Source organism: Microcoleus sp. S13_B4 (assembly GCF_036700885.1).
GTDB lineage: Bacteria > Cyanobacteriota > Cyanobacteriia > Cyanobacteriales > Microcoleaceae > Microcoleus.
Window position 1 is genome coordinate 55,707 of record NZ_JAUBPU010000022.1, and the last position, 21,371, is coordinate 77,077.

The window sequence follows — 21,371 nt, forward strand, 5'->3', positions numbered from 1 at the left end:
CGCCCGCGCAATAGCATTAACTACTTGTCTACCCCCTTTTTTTCTTGAATTAGATCTGACCAGTTTTCTTTTATTTACACAAATCATTCAGACGCGAGATAACAGTTTCCAAGCTACTTAATAAAGGCTATATATAGAGAAATCCGATCGCAGTTATTTACCAACAACTGCTAGAGCACCGCTTTGCAAAACAGGAATTTCAATTCGGAACTCTGTTCCTTGATGGGGTTGAGAGAAGCACTGGATGAAGCCACCGTGCTTATCAACTACAATTTGATAGCTGATGGATAGCCCTAATCCAGTTCCTTTACCCGTTGGTTTCGTGGTGAAGAAGGGATTGAACACCTGTTGTATAACAGTTTCCGTCATCCCAGGCCCATTATCTTGAACTTGAATTACTACATTTTTTGAATAACCGGGCTGAGTTTCGTTTGTGACTAGCTTCGTCCGAATAGTGATGCGACTGGGATTTTTTGGGATGTCTTTTGTATAAGGCTGATTGTCGTAGTTTTCTAAAGCATCGATCGCATTTGCCAGAATATTCATAAAGACTTGGTTCAACTGTCCGGCATAGCACTCTACCCGCGGTAAGTCGCCGTAGTCTTTGACAATTTCAATAGCAGGATGATCCGGTTTTGCCTTCAGTCTATTTTGCAAAATCATCAATGTGCTGTCAATTCCCTCGTGGATATCAACTGGCTTCATTTCTGCCTCATCCAGCCGCGAGAAGTTTCGTAGCGACAGGACAATTTGACGAATGCGATCGGCTCCTACCTTCATTGAAGTCAGCATTTTGGGCAAATCTTCACTAATGTAGTCCAGATCGAACTCTTCAATTTTTTCCTGAATTTGGGGATTAGTTGGATAGGTTTGCTGGTAAAGCTGAATCAACTTTAGTAAATTTTGCGTGTAGTCGGCAGTATGGCTCAGGTTGCCATAGATAAAGTTAACTGGATTATTAATTTCGTGAGCAACACCAGCAACCAGTTGCCCTAAACCTGACATTTTCTCTGCCTGAAGGAGTTGTGCCTGAGTTTGCTGCAAGGTTTTGAGTGCAACCTCAGCTTCCTCTTTTGCTTGCCTTAACGCAGCTTCGGCTTGCGTGCGCTCAGTAATATCCAGTGTCAAGGATGCAACTCCAACAATCTTTCCAGCCTCCCCTACTAAAGGCGTATTGAACCATTCGCAAATAATGGTTTGGCCGTTTTTCGTAATATTTTCGTTGACACTGTAGATTCCTCCGACCTGACTCAACAACTCGTTCATAACTTGATCGACTATCTTTCTGGCAGACGCAGGCACAATTAATTCTGCGGCATGGTGTCCGATCGCCTCTGTAGCCGTGTAACCAAAAATCTGCTCGGCCGCTGGATTCCAGGCCGTGACTTTAAAGTTTAAATCCCATTCCACAACTGCCAGTGCACTTTGGCGGAATAGAAAAGATAACCGCTGTTCCGACGCTTTGAGTTCTTCTTCTACCTGTTTTCGTTGAGTAATGTCAATCCCTGTTTTGATGATGTACTCAATTTCACCTTTATTATCCAGTAAAGCAGTATCTGACCAGGCAATCCGTCTGAGTTGTTGATCTTTGGTCATCCAACTGCCTTCATACTGCTGGGGAAAATTACCAGATTGTAAAGACTCAAAAGTAGTTTTGGCTTGTCCAACTAAGTCTGAGTTCTGGAACAAGTCCCAAATGTAGCGCCCTTTCACTTCATTAAACGAGTAATGAGTCATTTGTTCGCAAGCCCGGTTAAAGCGAACGATTTGTCCCTGCGGGTCGAGCACAACTACCAAGGCACCTGCAATTTCAAGAATGGCTGAAACAAAATTGCCTTCCACTTCAACTGCTGTAATCAGTTCCTCTAACTGAGTCGCCATATTGTTAAATGCGATCGCCAATGTCCCCAGTTCGTTTTGGCTGTCGATGTTGACCCGTGTATCTAATTGCCCCGCACTGAGTTGAGTAGCTGCCGTGGTTAAGCGCTGTAGCGGCACCACAATTTGCCGAATAAATAGATACCCAATGCCAACAGCGACGATCGTCACCACTGCCAATGAGGCTCCCATAATTGAAAGCATTTGGTAAACGGGAGCATAAGCCTCAGCCGTTGGCAGTTCTACAACCACATTCCAATTCACGCTCCGAACTAAGGCACTGGCTCCCAATACTTCTACCTGGTTTAGACCTTGATAAACGTTAAGGCGCTTAGTATCTTCGGAGGCTTTCAAAAATTGAAATAAGGGGCGCTTAGAAATATCTTGAAGCTGAAAGGTTTCTGGGTTACTACCCTTTTGAGCAATGAGAAAATTACGCTCATCGACTACATAGACATAACCCGTCTTGCCAACCTGCGTTTGGGAAACAACAAACCAGAGAAAGTTGAGATTTACCTGTGCTAATAGCACCCCATCCACCTCATCTCGCTCATTCCGAATCGGAACCGCCAGAATGGTGGTTGGTTGGTGAGTTTTAGGATTAATTTCTACAGGACTGACATAATCTTCCTGTTGTTTGAAGGCACGAATAAACAGTGGCGAATTAGCTGGATTTTCTAACTTGAGCGGTTCGTAGGGTGAAACTGACGCGACAACTTGTCCCTTCCGGTTCAAAATGGCAACGGCTTCATAAGCATCATTATGACGAATCAACCCTTCCAACAGGCTCTGCTGCGCTTGAGGTTGAAAGTTTGTGAGTCCTTTAACCCTAGCTAAATAGCTCAGTTTTCGTTTCAAGTCATCTAAATAATTATCAATCTGCCCTCCTGCTGTATGGCTGCGCTCTTGTTGGAGCGATCGCGATTGCTGGATCTGCGCCTGAAAGCTGAGGTAGATCAGCAAGCCACCAGTGGGCAGTAAGCTTAGAAGAACCAAAAATATCAAACCATACCGGAGCTGATGTGCAATAGAAAAGAAGCGTTGCCAGGGATGAGAACGGGAGCTTCTGGCGATCGGCAGAACGCGCTCGTTGCGTTGATTTTGCATCGGACTTAGGATCAATATTAGTAAATCAATTAATCGGTGCACTAAGGAGAAACATCGATTTTGCCAGTCGTCACAGCTTCTCGGATGGTCTTGAAAGTGTCCTCTTCCTGAGACGTGAGACTACCACGGAAAGGGGCAAAGTCGTAGATTTTCTCCTTGAGGCCAAACTTGTAAAGTTTTCCTTCCCAGCGACCTTGCTGGGTTAACACTGCCGCATTTAGTACCAGATTGGGAATGTCCTGCAGAACGCTAGTTAGGACTTTGCCGGGAGCCACTTCGTACTGATCCTTTGTCCTACCAATCACCAAGACTCCTGGCTTTTGCGTAACGGCTTTTAGCGCGGCTAACCCTGCCTCACCCGCGTTGAATGCCAAAACATCAACTCCAGAAGCAACCATATCCGTTGCAACTTTGATAGCTTTTTCCGTATCAACCCAAGAATTGAGAAAAGCAGTCGAGGCTTGAACAGAGGGATTGGTTGCCTTCACTCCCCGCCTAAACAATGCTTCTTCTTCTTTGTAAACCGGATAAGGTTCACCCACAATATAGCCCACTTTATTGCTTTTGGTCTTCATGGCAGCCAAAGCACCTGTGAGGTACCCCACCTCACCCGAGCGAAAGGCAACAGCCCCCAAATTTTTGTTATTCCCTGGATGCGTTGTAACCAAGGCAAATTTCGTTCGTGGAAATTCTTTAGCGACCTTTTCGGCAGCTTTGGAATAGGCCCCACTGGCTGCAATTACCAGGTCATACCCTGACAGGGCATATTTGCGAATGGTAGCTTCACTATGTTCACCGTCAATACTGTCAGTAATGTCTACCTCAGCATTAAATTTATTTTTGATTAGATTCAATCCTTCAAAGCAAGCTTGATCCCAACTTTGGTTGTCTTTGGCGCCTGTGGTGAGCATTGCCACTCTAAAGCTGCTAGGAGTCCTTGCTTCCGGGGAAGAGTTTACGTTCGGAGTCGATCGAGTGCAACTGATCGCAAAAACCAGAGCTAGAGCCGCCAGAGTCATTTGTTTCAAGAGGGATTGAATTCGCATAATAGCTTTTCGCAGCAATATTACTTTTTACGCCGATAAATTTGTTGAAGGGTATCTCAACAAGCTTCACAACTCTTACTCTCGTTAGTATTTAATGCCTTTGACAGATTCAGCCTAACACTCATTTAATCTCAAAAAAAAGTAAGGACACGGCACTGCCGTGTCCTTACAACTCTAACCTGCAATTAACCGAATTCGCGATTACTTAACAAACAGCATTTCTTGATAAGTAGGCAGCGGCCACAAATCATCAGCCACTTCACCTTCCAGAGCATCTGCATACTTGCGAACCTCATCCATCAAAGGACGAATTGTTTGCGAAGCATACTGCATATGATCTTCTGTAGAAGCAAAATCGTGCTTGCTCAAAGCAGAACTCAATTTGCTCGCAGTATCAATCATTGACTTAACCAACATCGCTACTTTTTCGGCACTTTCCTTTTCCAGTTCAATCCCAATCTCTTTCAATTTAGAAATCGTGCCGGAAAGTTCAGCTAAATACCTCACCGCAGCGGGGTAAATAATAGTTTTTGCCATGCTTATTACCAGTTTTGCTTCGACTTCAATTGCCAGCAAATACTGCTCTGCATAAACATCGTAACGGCTTTCCAATTCAACGGGAGTCAGAACACCTGTCTTTTCAAACAAATCTTCAATGTATCCTTCCTTCAACACGGGCAAAGCATCTGCCGTAGTCCGCAAGTTAGCTAAACCCCGTTCCTCAACAGCCATTTTGTGCCATTCTTCCGAATAGCCGTTGCCGCCAAATACAACCGCACCGTGCTCGTCCATCACTTCTTTGAGAATGGTTTGGATGGCAGCATTCAGTTCAGTTCCGTTAGCCAAATCGCTTTCTAATTTGTTAGCAATCCAGTCCAAAGAATCTGCAAGAATCGTATTCATAGCCACCAGCGGCCCGGAAACAGACTGACCGGAACCAACTGCCCGGAATTCAAATCGGTTTCCAGTAAAGGCAAAGGGCGAAGTCCGGTTTCTGTCCCCAGCATCCTTCGTGAAAGTAGGCAGCGTTTCTACACCTAAATTCATAATTCCCCGACCTTGAGAGTCCTTAACTTCTCCCCGGCTAATTTGCCCGAAGATATCTTCTAATTGCGAACCCAAATAGACAGAGATAATTGCTGGTGGAGCCTCATTTGCACCCAATCGGTGGTCGTTGCTGGCAGTAGCAACTACCGCGCGCAACAGCGGCCCGTATTTGTGAACTCCGCGAATCACAGCGCCGCAGAAAACTAGAAACTGCACGTTAGAGTGCGGTGTATCGCCGGGGTCTAATAAGTTTCCTTGGGTGGCATTGCCAACCGACCAGTTGACGTGTTTGCCGGAACCGTTAATGCCTGCGAAAGGCTTCTCATGCAGCAAACACATAAAACCGTGTTTCTTCGCAGTGTTGCGGAGAATTGTCATGGTTAATTGTTGGTGGTCGCTGGCGACGTTTGCTGCTTCAAAAACAGGTGCAATTTCAAACTGACCGGGAGCTACTTCGTTGTGGCGGGTTTTGGCAGGAATTCCCAGTCGGTACATTCTTTCTTCTACTTCCTGCATGAAGACTTGAACGCGCTCGGGAATCGCTCCAAAATAGTGGTCGTCAAATTGCTGACCTTTCGCAGGAGGTTTGCCGAAAAGGGTACGACCTGCTAGCAGTAAATCAGGGCGGCTGTTGGTGAAATTGGCATCTACCAGGAAGTATTCTTGTTCGGAACCGCAACTGGAATTGACCGGAGCAACTTCGGTATTTCCTAATAGCTTTAACACTCGGGTTGCTGCTTTGTTCATTGCGGCAATGGAACGCAAAAGCGGCGTTTTCTTGTCTAAGGCTTCACCTGTCCAGGAGATGAAAACAGTGGGAATGCACAATGTCATGCCGTTGTCGGTTTCCATGACATAAGCAGGGCTGGTGACATCCCAGGCTGTATATCCGCGAGCGGCGGCGGTGGAACGGATGCCGCCGTTGGGGAATGAGGAGCCATCCGGTTCGCCTTGTACTAGAACTTTGCCTGCAAATTCTGAGATGACGGAGCCGTCGCCTTGCACTGAGATGAAAGCATCGTGCTTTTCGGCGGTGCTGTTTGTTAGCGGGTAAAATACGTGGGCGTAATACAGGGCTCCTTTGGAAATAGCCCAATCTTTCATTGCTGCTGCAACTACATCAGCTACGGAATCATCTAGTTTTTGGCCGGTTTGAACGGTGTTTTTTACTGATTTGAAAATGCTTTTGGGCAGACTTTCTTGCATTTTGCTCAGACTAAAAACGTCTGTTGCCCACATATCTTCTAGCCGCTTGGGAGGCTGGGCAGGCATCTGTTTGCGGTTGACGATTTGAGAAATTGCTTGAACGCGCGATTGGTTTCCACTCATGGTTATTTTTATTGGGATTGCAGGACGAGTTGTTGATAAAAAATAGATGTTAGCAAAAGTCTAACGATTGACGAATATGTTGGATTTACCCAACGTTTTTAGTCAAAGCTAACTTTGGGGAGAATGCCTTTTTGGCAGACTCTAAAAGATTGGAGGAGCGAGGCGCAATGACTTCGCCCTCCATCGGGTGTGACAATCCTGTGTGAGATGCGGTTGGATTGCGGTTATTAGCAAGAAGATAGATGGCAAGAGCCTGTACAAACTTGAGTCAACATTATAGATGTCTGCACTGCACAAATTTAGTAACTAATCTTTACCCTGGTCAGCTCAAAAATTTTGTGCGAATCAATTCCGATGAATTCAGGTCAAAACTACTTATGGTTTTTAACGGTTCGACGATCGATAAATCGCAGTCCAGCAAACAACGCACTCGTTTAGGGGTTTTGGAGAATTATGGAGAGTACACAATCTACACTTGGAGAGTGTAAACAATCATTAACCAAATAAATGTATCGCAGGCTACAGAATTTTAGTTTTTTTTCAGAAAGATCGATCGCACCGATCGCACACAACCGCAGGATTTCAGTGTAACAGGACGCGGGGCGCTGAAACTGAGGGCGATCGTACATTTACAGGAATTATCGAGGGATACTATATATAGTGTACCAAGAAAAGGATCTCACTTTGGCGTTGCTGAATTCTGGTATGAAATTTGTAGGGGCAATTCCCCCGTGGTTGCCGCACCGCTGGGGGGGTAAGCTTTTATTTAGCACCGCCACAAAACTTTCCCAGCGCAGTAATGGGGATTTCTAGGGATATAAAATGAAGAGAGTTACAGCCATATTTTAGGCAGTTTGAGACGCCTTTATTTAAGTAAAAATGAGTATTTAAACTTTTATTTAATTGGTTGGTAATCCGAAGACTTCAGAGCATGAGCCAAAAAGCGTTCTGTGTAGTACAAAGCCAGTTGATTGCTCGGGCCATTAAAAACAGCATCAAATGCGTGTTCAGCCCAAGGAATTTCGAGCAAAATAGCCCGATCGCCCGTGGCTCGTAATCGTTGGTAGAGCGATCGACCAAACTTGGGCTGAACGATATGGTCGCGACCTGCATAAACCAGTAGAGAAGGGGGAAGATTCGGTTTAATATAATTTATGGGAGAAGCCCGACGGTAAAGCTCGTTGAGTTCGTCTGCGGTTCCTCCCAAAAAGGCACGCAAAACGGCTCTAACATTTATGGCATCAGGAAAAGGTGGGTCATTGTATCCCCGAATCAGGTCATTTGGTCCGTAATAGTTCACCACTGCTCGAACTGGAAGCACACTAGAATCATAAGCAGTTAGCATTGCTAAATGGGCACCTGCCGACCTTCCCATCAGAGCAATTCGATCGAGATCGATTTCCCAATCACCAGCATGAGTTTTGATGTAGGAAAGAGCGGTTTGTACGTCCTCAAGCTGAGCAGGAAATCGATACTTGGGAGCGTGGCGGTAATCAACTGCAACCACACAATAGCCTTGGGCGGCCATATAGCGGCTGAATTCCTCATTGGAATCGGCATTGCCTCTCTGCCAAGCTCCTCCGTAGAGTGTGATAATCGCCGGATATTTGCCAATTTGCATCGGCCGGTAAAGGTTTAATTGCAGTAAAACTCCGTCAGGGTTGGCAAATCCAATAGCCCGATCGATCCTAACCTCTCTAATCGGAATTCCTCGGAACGCATCTGCGAGGATAAACGGTTGAGGGCGTAGCTGCGCGCGATCGGCTTGAGGAACGGCTGCTAAATAGTTTTCCCCTAGAACAGCTTGCATTTGGGTAGCTATCCCTGCATTGGCTGCTGGGAACTGAATCAGTGGAAGCAGGCCCAGGATTAGGGCGAACAGGTTACAAATTGACAAAATAATGTAGACTTTGCCTTGATGCCGTCTGAGCAGGTTCAGCAGAAGGGCGATCGTATTGATACCGACCAACCAAGGACTGATTTCGGGTGCTCCCACCGCCAAAGGGTACAGGAACATCGTGGGTGCTGGTACGATGACCCAGAGACTGAGAAATAGCGCGATCGCACTCAGGAACCAAGGGATAAATTGCGAGACTAAGAACGCTGCTAATAAGGGTAACTTTTTGCGGTTCTTCTTGTGGATCATCGGATTTTCGCAGCCTAATTTTTAATCAGTTTAAATTAATCTGGCGGTTTTTATTGGTAAGTCGATCGCCTCTGGCATTTTACCAAACCTGCAACTTCGACTCCATGACACCCTGCGTCGAGCGAAAATGTTTTGTATCGTTCTATTTTCATCTTTGACGTTGTTCGCTGTTTGTCGGAATCTTAAGCTGAGGTTGTCCCACTAAACTAGCTGTATGGGCTGTTACTCATCAAAAGTTTGGCTATTATAGCAACCGCTAAGACGGTGAGGACATTCTTAATCGCTGAAACCATTGCTCTTACTGCTTCTTCCTTCTTCCTTCTTCCTTCTTCCTTCTGCTATATTCCGATTTTAGTAGTTAGACAGAGACAGCACTTAGGCACGGGTGTGGAGAAACCGGGTTTTTTTACAGATTTTTGAAATTTATGGAAACCTCAAATCGGAACGCAATTAAATTGTAGAGCAAGTGTATTTATCAGGTAAAATCGAGTCTAATCCTTTAACTGCTGAGGCATAGTCTCATGCCCATTCCCAAACTCAGTGAAACAACGATCAAGCTTCACACCTCTGCCCAATCTCTCAAGCGGGGTGAAGCTTACTATTTAGCTGGCAATGTTATTAGCGCAGTCCGGCGTGGCAATATGGTGCAAGCAGTAGTGCAGGGTTCCGAAGTAGAACCCTACCGTGTTACCCTGCCCTTTGATGATGCCGGATTAGGATCTACATTATTCTGCACTTGTGCTTACGATAACGATGGGTGGTGTAAACACATTGTGGCGACGTTGTTATTGTGTCTAGGGCAACCAGAAATAATTGAGCAGGGCCCGACACTGGAACAATTGCTCGATCGCCTCAACGATGTACAAACCCAGCAATTAATACAGCATTTAGTAAAAAAAGAACCATCACTCATTGATGCGATCGAACGATACATTAACTTAAGTGCTATTCCTGCACCTTCAAACCAACCTACCAAAGCACCCCGCCACACCTCCATCGATCCTGCTCCTTTTCGACACCAAGTACGACGAATTTTGCGAGAGGCTGTGAGGTATTTGGAGGATGGATGGGAGGAAGACCCAATTACAGAAGAACTTTTAGATGTAATTCAGCAAGCCCAGGAATTCAGCGAACAGGGGGATGGCAACAACGCCTTAGTAATTTTAGAAGCCATCACCACAGCCTGCGTTGAAGATTGGGATGATGTAGAAGAGTTTGGCGCTGACAATTCTGAGATAGCTAACGCTTTGAATGAAGCTTGGACAGAAGCCATTTTGACTGCTCAACTAACTGCTGAAGAAGACATTGATCTCCAGGTGATGTTAGAAGCTTGGCAAGATGAATGGGATTGTGATTTCAGTATGAGCTTGGAAGCTTTACGCCGAGGTTGGGATGACCCCCTACTCCAACAGGTACTTGAAGGAAACATTACTGGGCAAGGAGTTTGGGCTGGTGACGCACCAGACTGTGCTCACGACTTAACTTTGATTCGCTTGCAAATCCTCGATCGCCAGGAACGCGATCAAGAATACTTATACTTAGCCCAAGCAGAAGGTTGTACTCAACAATACTTGACGATGTTAACTCGTTTGGGGAGAGTAGAAGAAGCAGTGGAAGCTGCTGCTACCCAGATGCAATCAGCGGAAGATGCTTTTGCTCTCGTTCAAACTTTAAAGCAAAAGGGAGCCTTAGAACAAGCTCTGAAAATTTGTCAAGCTGGGTTAAATTTGTCAGGTCATTGCCATTACCAATTGGCAACATTGATGAGTGAGTTGGCTGTTGAGTTGGGCGAAGACGAACTTGCGTTAAATGCTAGAATCCAGATATTTAAAATCAAACCGTCTTTTAGCGATTATAGTTTAGTGAAGGAGTTAGCAAGAGATAGTTGGTCAACTTTGAAAGCAGATTTGTTAGCAACTCTGAAAAGTAATGAAAGTTGGAATTTTCCAGACGCGAAGGTTGATATTTTTCTGGATGAGGGAATGATTGAAGATGCGATCGCCCTTGCTGATGGCTTGAGTTATTACGACTCAGCACTGATTCACCGAGTAATGGGGGCTGCTATCAGCCACAGCCCCGATTGGGTAATCGCCAATGCTTGTCGGCGTGCTGCATCGATTATGGATCAAGGGAAATCAAGCGAGTACAATTTGGCGATTAAGTGGTTGGAAAAAGCCCGCGCTGCCTATTTACACACTGGGCAAAATCTTCAGTGGTCTGCTTATCGTTCTCAACTGATGCAAGTACACAGTCGGAAGCGGAAGTTGATGGAAATGCTCAAAAGTCCCCATTTAGATTGAGCCTTAAGTTTACCGTAAACCCAAGTGAAAGCGACCCAACCCAGGATCGAATAAACCTTACTTAATTTTTGCTTTTACGGCCCTAGATTCCACTGTGAATCCTGGAATATCTTGCAATTCTGTTTCGCTCAAACTATACTGTTCGCAAACCAAACTCAAACGAGTTCCGGTACTTTTAACAGCGTTGACAGAGTGAGTCAAATCTCCTTGAAAATAGATCAGCGAGTTGGCTTGTGGCTTAATCTGCCCGACTTGCTGTTTGTTGCGCCGCAGTATCAACTCTCCCCCTTGCAAATTCGGCGGTACTTGCACGTATAAAACGCTGACGGCTGCGGGAGGTTCAACTGTTTTGCAGTACGATCGCAAAGATCGATCGATATGCGGATCGACGCGGGAACCTTCACCCAGCAACAAAGGGTTGAGGTAAAAAGCATTGCATTCAGGCTGTAATGCTTGGTCTAGATAGGGTTTGAACAAGGGGAACCGCCGTTCTACTTCGGCGATTTCCGCACGTTGAAACACCACGGAAAACCCTTTTGTGCCAATGAAATCGCGATTGAGGTTGTTGATTGCTAGATAAGGGGAGGCTAGAATTGCTCCTCGCAAGTCGTTGAGGTAGTCGATCGAGAAAGCGTTAGGATGTTGGCTATAGTATTTCAAGGCACTCAAAAATCATCAAAGTTTAAGGAAACAGCAGATAGAAATGCAGCAATCGCTCAGATTTGGGATTGCTTCGTTTCTCGCGGAGGACATAATAATCTTGATTTCAGTCCGCGTACTTAAGTCAAAGGTTTTTCTTAACTGCGGGCGATCGCCCGGAAGTGTCGCAACCGACTAGCAACGGCAGAATATCAGTATACAGGCGATCGTTGTGGTGATTCGATTATATTTGCAATTCCATTATACATGATGCCGCTCAGCAGCCGATCGCCCATGTATTTTAACTTGTGGAATTGCAGAGGCGGGCCTAATTTCCGCGATCGCATCCGGCCTCTGTTTTCTCACCAATTTCTTAAGTTTGCTAGCTGGAAAACAGATGTGTGTTGGGACTTTTTCGCAAACATCTTGCTAAAACAAGCAACCCGTGCATTAGGTCAAAATGCTGGGAGGGCGATCGACAATATCTAACTGGCGATATAACGTTAATAAAGTTTACAAATAGAGGGTATCTAAAAAATACCAGCAGTCACAACATTTACTAAGTAATTATTTCAGATTAAATTAATATTTCTCTTGGTGAAAAAAGCAAAGAGGCCAGCTATACTTAAAAAGTAAGTGAAAAAAAACAACTCGCTGAAACGATATGGCAACAACATTGTACGAAAAAATGGGTGGAGAGCCAGCCATTAAAGAGATGGTGGATGATTTTTACCGCGATGTTTTGGCTGACGAGATAGTGAGCCATTTCTTCGATCATACAGACATGGAAAAGCAGCGCCGCCATCAAACTGCTTTTATCTCTTATGCCCTCGGCGGCACCAAGCAATACTCAGGTCGTTCAATGGAGAAAGCCCACGCAGGTTTGAATTTACAGCCTGAACACTTTGATGCGATTGTGAAGCATTTGACAGATGCAATAGTTGCCCACGGCGCGTCCCAAGAGGATCTCGATGAAGCGCTAGGTAAGATCGCGACTTTGAAAGAGGCTGTTTTGTACAAGTAAGATCGAGTACAGACAAGAGGGTTTTTGCAGCCACTCGAATACTGATAAAAGTGGAGATTTCGTAATTGTGCAGCGAAAGCTCCACTTCGTTTTTGGCCGCATATAATGAACCGCGAAGATGCGAAGGAAGAGAAGAGTTCACAATTGAGGCGAAGATGGCTAGAGTTATTTAACTGACCTCCCGTATGAGTTATGGGAATCAATCGCGAGCGATCTTATAGCGCGTTTAAGTTATTTTCGACTGGGTTTATAAATACCTATTTCATTTTTTATAGTAGCTTATTCGGCTAGCCACGGTATGGCTAAAGTATATTTTACGGCATTCGTTAATTTACTTGAAATGCTGACAACTTATATTCCTCCTTTAGCTAGATGACGGTAGTTAAGTGCGGATTGCACGATCGGTTTACTAATTGCCAATTACCAATTCCCAAATCGTATATGCCGCAATACTTCGGAAAACTTCAAAAAACCGAACAGCCTTGGTCAACAATCGGTTCGGTAGAATCCATAAATAAAACCGATCGCACCTTTCACTTTAATTGCGGCGAAACTTCCCTAAACCTCAGCATCCTCGCGCCGAATTTAATCAGAGTGCGAATGTCCCCGACAGGTGAATTCAAAAGCCGATCGCACTCAATAACTGTGCCTGACGAAGAGTGGGAAATTATACCATTTGAAGTGCGAGAAACAGACGAAAAAATAGAAATTGAAACATCACAAATAACGATTTCAGTCAAGCGCTCTGGCTCTGCAATCGAATGCTTTGACAAATCGGGAAAACCCTTTGCTAGCGACTGCGATCCTAGTATGGGATGGCGCACAGGCGCAACCGCAGGCTGGAAACGCATCGAAGCAGACGAACACTTCTACGGTTTCGGCGAACGCACCGGCTTTCTCGACAAACTCTCTGAAGTCAAGACAAACTGGACAATAGACGCGCTTGACTACAATTCCCTCAGCGATGAAATGTACCAGGCGATCCCATTTTACATCGCCCTGAATCCCGATCGCGCTTACGGCATCTTTTTCAACACGACATTTTGGAGTCGATTCGACATCGGCGCCGAACAACCGGGAGTTTTGCGGATGGAAACCAGAGGCCCGGAACTCGACTACTACATCATTTACGGCCCGGAACCCGCCCAAATTCTCGCCACCTACACGCAGTTAACCGGCCGGATGCCGCTTCCGCCAAAATGGGCGCTGGGATACCACCAATGCCGCTGGAGCTACGACTCCGAGGACGTTGTGCGGGAGTTAGCGAAGCAATTTCGCGATCGGGCGATTCCCTGCGATGTCATTCACCTCGACATCGACTATATGGACGGCTACCGCATTTTTACCTGGAGCCCGAAGCGTTTCCCCGATCCCGCGAAACTGATCGCAGACTTGAAAGCAGCCGGTTTTAAGGTTGTCACCATTGTCGATCCCGGTGTCAAGTACGAACCGGAAGGGGATTATGAAGTATTCGATCAGGGTGTGGAAAACGACTATTTCGTCCGCACCGCAGAGGGAAGGCTATTCCACGGTTACGTTTGGCCCGAAAAAGCGGTGTTTCCCGACTTCCTGCGGCCAGAGGTACGCGAGTGGTGGGGCGAATTGCACCAAAACCTTACAGATATGGGCGTTGCGGGGATTTGGAACGACATGAACGAACCTTCGATCGCAGAACGGCCTTTTGGCGACGGCCACCAACACATCTGGTTTCCGCTGGATGCACCGCAAGGCCCGGAATCCGAGGGCGCCACCCACGCGGAAACGCACAATTTGTATGGGTTGATGATGGCGAAAGCTTGTTCGGAAGGGTTGCAAAAAGTGCGATCGGGCGAGCGATCTTTTGTGCTGACGCGATCGGGTTTTGCGGGCATTCAGCGTTACTCCTCGGTATGGATGGGCGACAATCTATCGCAGTGGGAATACTTAGAAATGTCGCTACCGATGCTTTGCAATATGGGGCTTTCCGGCGTGGCGTTTGTCGGTTGCGACATCGGGGGTTTTGCGGAGAATGCAACCGCTGAATTGTTCGCGCGGTGGATGCAGGTGGGAATGCTGTATCCCTTGATGCGCGGTCATTCGGCGATAAATACGGCCCAACACGAACCGTGGGTTTTTGGCGATCGCACTGAGAAGATTTGCCGCGAATACATGAATTTGCGCTATCAGTTGTTGCCTTACATTTACACGTTGTTTTGGGAAGCTGCGACGACGGGAACACCGATTTTGCGACCGCTACTATATCAATTTCCGCGCGATCAGGCAACTTATCACCTTTACGATCAAGTATTGCTCGGCCCGTCGCTGATGGCTGCACCTGTTTACCGCCCGGGAGTTGAGCACCGCGCCGTGTATTTGCCGGAGGGGACTTGGTACGATTGGTGGACGGGCCAATGCTATCAGGGCCCGACGCACATTTTAGCTTATGCACCTTTGGAGAGAATGCCGCTTTACGTGCGGGGCGGGGGCATAATTGCGATCGCACCTGTGAAGCAATTTGTCAGCGAAGAACCGCTTGAGTCATTAAAAATGCGAATTTGGCCCGGAAGCGGTGAATGGACGCTTTATGAGGACGATGGACACACTTTTGAACATGAAAAAGGTGTCTGGGCTACTACTAATTACAAGGTGTATTTTGAAGGGGAAAAAATAATCGTTGAAATTGCCGCGCGCGAGGGTCAATTTGTGATATTTGAACGCGAAGTTATTGTGGAAGTTGTTGGCGTTGGCGAACAGCGATTTACAGATGATGGTACGGTGCGGCGTTTGACATTTGGATAACTTTGGCATAAAGCGGTTTATGCTATGGTGGGATTCATTCAGGGCGATCGCTCGATCTGGCAGAGTTTGAGATGGAAAGGGCGATCGTATCCCTCGATCGCTCTGAGCGTGTGATTCCGGTAGGGGTGCTTGGTCGCACTTAGCCCGCAATCTCAAAGCTGAAATTGATGAGGATTTAATTTAGTCTGATCGAGGGACTGTCTCGTTACCTTTTGAAATCGGTGAGTATCAGCGCGTTGCTGTCAAGATTGTGGACGATATTGTGGACGAGCGCGGGATTGAAAGTTTTAAAATTATCCGATCGCAGCCATAATCTCTCTCTAGCATTGCCGAAGAGTTGGGGTGTCCAGCATCTTTATTATAGTAAAAAGTGTTTTAGTATAATAAAAGCTTGCTCCGGTAATCTTATTTCACTGGAATAACATAAGATAGCAAAACCTCAACCTTTGTCCCTCAGCCACCCAATGATGCGATCTGGTCGATACGTCCAACAAATCGAAGGATACAGCGCCTTCATTCCAGCGCCACTCCCCCCAAAGCCACCGATCAAAATGGACGGCGCGCTCAACCGCTTGCTCTCTGATGCCGATCGCGCTTTGGGAAGACTGGACGGTGCCACCTCTATTTTGCCCAACCCTGACCTATTTGTAGCGATGTATGTCCGTCAGGAAGCGGTTCTTAGCTCGCAAATTGAAGGGACGCAAAGCACCCTAGAGGACGTACTTCAATATGAAATCGATGTCAAAGGTCAAGAACGCTTTAAAGATGTGCAGGAGGTTGTTAACTACGTTAACGCCATGAACTACGGTTTAAAGCGGCTTCAAGAATTACCACTTTGTCTGCGCTTGCTGCGAGAGATCCATGCAGAATTGATCAAAGACGTGCGAGGGAGCGAGCGCACGCCCGGAGAATTTCGGAAAAGTCAAAATTGGATTGGCCCTCAAGGCTGTGACCTTGCTACTGCTGCTTTTGTACCTCCAACAGTGGCAGAAATGCACCACACCCTCGATAATCTAGAAAAATTTTTGCACGATACCAATTCCTTACCTGTACTGATTCATTGCGGATTAGCTCACGCTCAATTTGAAACAATACACCCATTTTTAGATGGAAACGGACGAATTGGACGATTGCTAATTACTTTTCTGCTTTGCCAGCAAGGAATCCTTCAAAAGCCTTTACTATACCTCAGTCATTATCTAAAATTTCACAGAATAGAGTATTACGATCGCCTGATGGCAATTCGCACTCATGGAGATTGGGAAGGATGGTTAAAGTTTTTTCTTCAAGGTATTTTTGAAGTCAGCCAGTCAGCCACATCAACAGCTCGTTCTATTCTGGAAATGCGAGAAAAACACCGTAAAATCATCGGTCAGCAGATTTCCACCAGCAGTTATGGATTGCGCTTGCTAGAAGTCCTTTTCCAGCACCCTATCGTAAATATTCGTTTGGTAGAAAATGAACTGCAATGTACTTACGCAACCGCGAGTAAAATCGTAGAACAATTTGTCAAACTTGGCTTGCTATGCGAAGTCACAGGTTGGCAACGCAACAGACTTTATCGTTACGAACCCTATCTCGATCTTTTTGAAAGCAACTACACATTAATCACTCCAGAAAAATCTGATTCTCTCCCATCAACTCAAAGTTAATCTTTTTTTAAGATAGCCAAATTTAGGCGCGCGCCAACTACAATTAATCAACTCATCATCTATCGGAAGTCTAAATCATTCATGCAGGTTTGTAGGGGTAGTACCCCGTGCCTACCTCGATCGGGGCAACCACGCGGGATTGCCCTAACTTAATTTTACAACTCATTTAGCCGCTATATAATATACGGGAGGCGAGCAGTAGACATCTCCAGAACAGCCAGTCTTGAACAGGCTTTCCGGTCTGTTCCACAAGAATTATTGGAGAGGTCTAGTAGACCCGACACTTACCCACAAACTATGCAACCCATCCAAATTACCACATTCCAAGCTTTGTGGCGCAGCTTGGGCCTGATAATCAAAGCCGCACCAATAGAACTCCGCAATTTAATATTACTCAACATCATTCGCGGTGCTGCCCCCTCTGCCGTGCTATTTTTAGATAAATTAATCATTGATGAAGTATCTCGGTTGCTATCGCAAACCCAAACAGCACAGCCCTTTGCTTTGATGCTTTCCCGGCCAATATTACTGTGGAGTATTGGCGGAGTCTTAAGTCTCAAGTTAATCGGCGACTCTCTCGAAACAATGAGTTCTTTTGCAGCGACATCTTTGCGCGATCGCGTTCAAGGCTTTGTCGAAGGAAAAGTCCTGGAAAAAGTCGCGAATTTCGACGATATTGCACTCTTTGAAAACCCCGAACTATTAAATATTGTAGAACTCGCAAAAACCGGAGTATCGAAAATACAGCAACTAGCATTTACCCTCAGCATGACCATCACGGGAATTTTTATATTTATTCCATCTATTAGCCTTGCTGCTACCATAGCTTGGTGGGTGCCAGTGCTGATGCTGATTTCATCATCTCCCTCAATTTACATCCAAAGAAAATATAGCCGAATCATCTGGAGAGTTCAAAGAAAGCAAGCTAAAATTAGCCGCGAGATGAACTTATCCGCTAGAGTATTGACGGGCGAAGAATACGCTAAAGAATTGCGTTTGTTTGGCTTGCAGGAACTTTGGCTCAAACGCTGGCAAAGTCAGTTTTTGCAGTTTTTTAGCGAGATGCAACGCATCCGAAAAAAAGGAGCAATTGTTGTACTTTTCTGGTCTGTGTTTAGTAGAGTAGGAGTAGCTTTGCCATTTGTTTATGTGGTAATGGGAGCTTTGGGAGGGCGCTATACTTTGGGGGATTTGGCGCTGTATTCTGGTTTGATTGTCCAGGTGGAGCAAAGTTTGCAATTACTGATTGGCAATTATACTAATTTGTACGATATTTCCCTCGGCGTTAGTCCGATTTTTCAACTGTTGGAACTCAAACCCGAATTGCAGTCGCCGCTTGTGGATGTGGCATCTCGCCTGCCTACTTTACCAGAAGGCGGGCAAGATTCCCACCCCACAAAAGATAAAATTGGCATCGAGATTAAGCATCTATCTTTCTGCTATCCCGGTAGCAATAAAAGCACGGTGGAAGATATCAACTTAACGATTAATCCGGGTGAAATGCTAGTGCTTGTTGGTGAAAATGGTGCGGGTAAAACAACTCTTGGCAAACTCCTCGGTCGCCTGTACGACCCGACAAGTGGTACGATAGACTGGAACGGCAAAGATTTGCGATCGTACTCTCTAGCATACGTGCGATCGCGCATCGCCGTCGTTATGCAAGATTACGCCCGTTTCCCCTCCACAGTCCGCGAAAACGTCGGTTTCGGCGACTTGCTTTCACTGTCAGATGACACTGCAATTAACGAAGCTATTTCCGAAGCAGGAATTAGCGCCAAAGTCAATAGTCTTTCCGCAGGTTTAGAGACACCCTTGGGGAAACAATTAGAAGACGGCATAGACTTATCGGGGGGACAGTGGCAAAGAATTGCGATCGCCCGCGCCTTAATGCGGCTTTCTACAGCCGAAGTGCTAATTTTTGACGAACCAACCGCCGCCCTAGACCCCAAGACAGAACACGAAATTTACAGCATCTTCCGCCAAATAGCCGCCGGGAAAACAACAATAGTCATCAGTCACAGATTGGGATTAGCAAAAATTGCCGATCGCATCGCCGTCATGGAAAACGGTAAAATAGCAGAAATAGGAACTCACGACGAATTGATAGCATCAAACGGAATTTACTGCTCAATGTTCACCCGTCAAGCTAGCAGCTATATTTAGTCATTAGTCAGCAGTCAACCGTCAACAGTCAACTGTTGACTATCTCCCCGTCAGCGTATCCGCATAAGGATCAGGCAAAGCTTGCTGCACCTCCAAAAGAGACAAAGCATCCCCAGTCAATGGTTGGCTAATCAAATTTTTTTTTAGCCCATCCCCCTTGCGATCGCGCTCTTGCAGCTTCAGCAATTCCTCTTGATAAACCGCAACAATTCGCCCTAAACTCAGCACCAAATCATCCCAATTATCATCTCCCACCAACTTCTCAGAAATTCCCTCAAATAACTCTCCCGCTTGCCTTTTTTGAACATAAGCTTTCAAAAGCTTTCCCGACTTTTGCAAAACGGCCTGATAAATATCCCCATCAGACCACCACAGCCCCTGTTGACTCAGCAGCCAAGTCAAAATATACTCGCGAGCGTGTTGCTCCTTCACCCAGGCCGCGAGATACTGCAAATCTTCCATAGTTAAAACAGTCTCCTCAATTTTCCTCAAAATGTCCGCTTGTTTGTATCTACCGTTACTGCGATCGACATAATACCTGCCTTATCATCACCTGCCCGCGCCATTAATATCCCTTAAATCTTAAAAAAACCCTACTGATTTACCAAACAGCAATTCTGAGAATATAAAAATAAACCTAAACCTCCTAGGTCTATTGTCCAATACTTTTAGTCCACCGGAAAGCGCTACACCCCGCCTCGCTTTCCTCTCTCGCAAATCAATCCTCAAGCGGGAACAACCAGCGGGTTATTAGCATGACAAAGCAAAATTTTGGTTTAATCGGTCTAGCCGTGATGGGCGAAAACCTAGCGCTCAACGTCGAAAGCAGAGGCTTCTCCGTGGCTGTGTACAACCGCACAGCAGCCAAAACCGACGACTTCATGGCCCTACGCGCCCCCGGCAAAAACATTGTAGCCGCCAAGACTCTGACTGAATTCGTCGATGCCCTAGAAACCCCGCGCCGAATCTTAGTCATGGTGCAAGCTGGGAAACCCGTAGATGCGGTCATCGACCAGCTCAAACCCATGCTGTCACCGGGCGACATGATTATTGACGGCGGCAACTCGCTATACGACGACACCGAACGCCGCACCAAAGATTTAGAATCGATCGGACTGGGATTTGTCGGCATGGGCATCAGCGGCGGCGAAGAAGGCGCGCTCAACGGTGCTAGCCTGATGCCCGGTGGCACCCACGCTGCTTACGGCATACTAGAGCCAATTCTTACCAAAATTGCGGCTCAAGTAGATGACGGCCCCTGCGTCACATTCATCGGCCCCGGTGGCGCCGGCCACTACGTGAAGATGGTTCACAACGGCATTGAGTACGGGGATATGCAGCTCATTGCTGAAGCCTACGATTTGCTAAAAAACGTTGGTGGATTGAACGGCCAGCAGTTGCAGGAAGTTTTTGCCGAATGGAATACCACAGACGAACTCAACTCGTTTTTGATTGAAATTACGGCTAATATTTTCAAATACATTGACCCGGAAACTAAGCAACCCTTAGTTGAGGTAATTATGGACGCAGCCGGTCAAAAAGGCACCGGCCGCTGGACTGTAATGAGTGCTTTAGAATTGGGCGTGAGCATTCCCACAATTATTGCTGCTGTGAATGCGAGAATCATGTCTTCTTATAAAGACGAGCGCGTTAAAGCTTCCCAAGCACTGACGGGACCTAGCGGCAAATACGAAGGCGATACTAAAGAGTTTGTTAACAAAGTCCGGGATGCGCTTTACTGCTCGAAGATTTGCTCCTACGCGCAAGGCATGGCACTTTTGAGCGCAGCCTCGAAGTCGTACAACTATGACTTAAGTTTGAGCGAAATTTCCCGAATTTGGAAGGGTGGCTGTATCATTCGGGCTGGATTTTTGGACAAGATTAAAACAGCTTTCAAGGACGACCCCACGTTGCCGAATTTGCTGTTAGCGCCGGAGTTCAAACAGAGCATTCTCGATCGCCAATCGGCTTGGCGAGACGTGTTGGCTACTGCTTGCCAACTGGGGATTGCAGTGCCAGCATTTAGCGCCTCGCTGGACTATTTCGATAGCTACCGGCGCGAAAGATTGCCGCAAAACCTCACGCAAGCTCAGCGGGATTATTTTGGGGCTCACACCTACGAACGCACCGACAAACCGCGCGGCGAATTCTTCCACTCAGAGTGGACGCAGACTGCTAAAGAGTCGCTGCAAACCGGTACTACCGATTAATTAATTTTTGTAGGGTGCGTTTCGGCGCACCTTACAGATACACAATGAGATT

The 21,371-nt window shown here is 46.3% G+C and carries 13 protein-coding genes; 7 read left to right on the forward strand and 6 right to left on the reverse strand.

Annotated elements, in window-relative coordinates:
• Positions 1-153 precede the first annotated feature (153 nt).
• The 4 genes from QT994_RS14370 to QT994_RS14385 all read right to left on the reverse strand — a co-directional run bounded on the left by QT994_RS14370 (position 154) and on the right by QT994_RS14385 (position 8,553).
• Positions 154-2,985, reverse strand: coding sequence for a PAS domain S-box protein (locus tag QT994_RS14370; RefSeq protein WP_333175609.1), 2,832 nt, complete (start codon positions 2,983-2,985; stop codon positions 154-156).
• A 41-nt stretch (positions 2,986-3,026) separates the two neighbouring features.
• Entirely contained in the window at positions 3,027-3,896 is an 870-nt protein-coding gene (locus QT994_RS14375) for a BMP family protein (protein WP_333175612.1), read from the reverse strand.
• Positions 3,897-4,232: 336 nt separating this feature from the next.
• A complete protein-coding gene (locus QT994_RS14380) occupies positions 4,233-6,407 on the reverse strand; it encodes a glutamine synthetase III (protein ID WP_333175615.1) in 2,175 nt (724 codons plus the stop codon).
• 895 nt (positions 6,408-7,302) lie between these two features.
• Entirely contained in the window at positions 7,303-8,553 is a 1,251-nt protein-coding gene (locus QT994_RS14385; protein ID WP_333175618.1) for an alpha/beta hydrolase, read from the reverse strand.
• Between the two features lie 521 nt (positions 8,554-9,074).
• Here QT994_RS14385 and QT994_RS14390 point away from each other — a divergent pair.
• A complete protein-coding gene (locus QT994_RS14390; RefSeq protein ID WP_333175621.1) occupies positions 9,075-10,853 on the forward strand; it encodes an SWIM zinc finger family protein in 1,779 nt (592 codons plus the stop codon).
• A gap of 57 nt (positions 10,854-10,910) precedes the next feature.
• Here QT994_RS14390 and QT994_RS14395 read toward each other — a convergent pair whose 3' ends face one another.
• Complete coding sequence (locus tag QT994_RS14395) at positions 10,911-11,513, reverse strand: 2OG-Fe(II) oxygenase (RefSeq protein ID WP_190732430.1); 603 nt, start codon at positions 11,511-11,513, stop codon at positions 10,911-10,913.
• 246 nt (positions 11,514-11,759) lie between these two features.
• Between QT994_RS14395 and QT994_RS14400 the strand changes: the two genes are divergently transcribed.
• From QT994_RS14400 to QT994_RS14420, 5 genes are all read left to right on the forward strand, one after another.
• Positions 11,760-11,981: a hypothetical protein gene (locus QT994_RS14400; RefSeq protein ID WP_333049227.1), complete on the forward strand. Its 222-nt coding sequence runs from the start codon at positions 11,760-11,762 to the stop codon at positions 11,979-11,981.
• A gap of 175 nt (positions 11,982-12,156) precedes the next feature.
• Positions 12,157-12,516, forward strand: a complete 360-nt coding sequence (locus QT994_RS14405) for a group 1 truncated hemoglobin (RefSeq protein WP_333049224.1) — start codon at positions 12,157-12,159, stop codon at positions 12,514-12,516.
• Positions 12,517-12,888: 372 nt separating this feature from the next.
• Positions 12,889-15,294, forward strand: coding sequence for a glycoside hydrolase family 31 protein (locus tag QT994_RS14410; protein ID WP_333175625.1), 2,406 nt, complete (start codon positions 12,889-12,891; stop codon positions 15,292-15,294).
• A 464-nt stretch (positions 15,295-15,758) separates the two neighbouring features.
• Positions 15,759-16,946, forward strand: coding sequence for a Fic family protein (locus tag QT994_RS14415; protein WP_333175628.1), 1,188 nt, complete (start codon positions 15,759-15,761; stop codon positions 16,944-16,946).
• A 297-nt stretch (positions 16,947-17,243) separates the two neighbouring features.
• A complete protein-coding gene (locus tag QT994_RS14420) occupies positions 17,244-19,109 on the forward strand; it encodes an ABC transporter ATP-binding protein (protein WP_333175629.1) in 1,866 nt (621 codons plus the stop codon).
• Between the two features lie 39 nt (positions 19,110-19,148).
• Here the strand turns inward: QT994_RS14420 and QT994_RS14425 are convergent, their stop codons facing one another.
• The gene (locus QT994_RS14425; protein ID WP_333175632.1) at positions 19,149-19,571 is read right to left on the reverse strand and encodes a hypothetical protein; all 423 of its coding nucleotides are present in this window, start codon (positions 19,569-19,571) and stop codon (positions 19,149-19,151) included.
• Positions 19,572-19,864: 293 nt separating this feature from the next.
• Here QT994_RS14425 and gnd point away from each other — a divergent pair, with 293 nt between their 5' ends.
• Positions 19,865-21,319: a decarboxylating NADP(+)-dependent phosphogluconate dehydrogenase gene (gene gnd, locus QT994_RS14430; RefSeq protein WP_333175636.1), complete on the forward strand. Its 1,455-nt coding sequence runs from the start codon at positions 19,865-19,867 to the stop codon at positions 21,317-21,319.
• The last annotated feature ends 52 nt before the right edge of the window (positions 21,320-21,371 follow it).

Coding starts and splice junctions, on each gene's coding strand:
- QT994_RS14370 (WP_333175609.1), bottom strand. CDS start 2,985: ATGCAAAATCAACGCAACGAGCGCGTTCTGCCGATCGCCAGAAGCTCC.
- QT994_RS14415 (WP_333175628.1), top strand. CDS start 15,759: ATGATGCGATCTGGTCGATACGTCCAACAAATCGAAGGATACAGCGCC.
- QT994_RS14400 (WP_333049227.1), top strand. CDS start 11,760: ATGATGCCGCTCAGCAGCCGATCGCCCATGTATTTTAACTTGTGGAAT.
- QT994_RS14420 (WP_333175629.1), top strand. CDS start 17,244: ATGCAACCCATCCAAATTACCACATTCCAAGCTTTGTGGCGCAGCTTG.
- QT994_RS14405 (WP_333049224.1), top strand. CDS start 12,157: ATGGCAACAACATTGTACGAAAAAATGGGTGGAGAGCCAGCCATTAAA.
- gnd (WP_333175636.1), top strand. CDS start 19,865: ATGACAAAGCAAAATTTTGGTTTAATCGGTCTAGCCGTGATGGGCGAA.
- QT994_RS14390 (WP_333175621.1), top strand. CDS start 9,075: ATGCCCATTCCCAAACTCAGTGAAACAACGATCAAGCTTCACACCTCT.
- QT994_RS14385 (WP_333175618.1), bottom strand. CDS start 8,553: ATGATCCACAAGAAGAACCGCAAAAAGTTACCCTTATTAGCAGCGTTC.
- QT994_RS14410 (WP_333175625.1), top strand. CDS start 12,889: ATGACGGTAGTTAAGTGCGGATTGCACGATCGGTTTACTAATTGCCAA.
- QT994_RS14380 (WP_333175615.1), bottom strand. CDS start 6,407: ATGAGTGGAAACCAATCGCGCGTTCAAGCAATTTCTCAAATCGTCAAC.
- QT994_RS14375 (WP_333175612.1), bottom strand. CDS start 3,896: ATGCTCACCACAGGCGCCAAAGACAACCAAAGTTGGGATCAAGCTTGC.
- QT994_RS14425 (WP_333175632.1), bottom strand. CDS start 19,571: ATGGAAGATTTGCAGTATCTCGCGGCCTGGGTGAAGGAGCAACACGCT.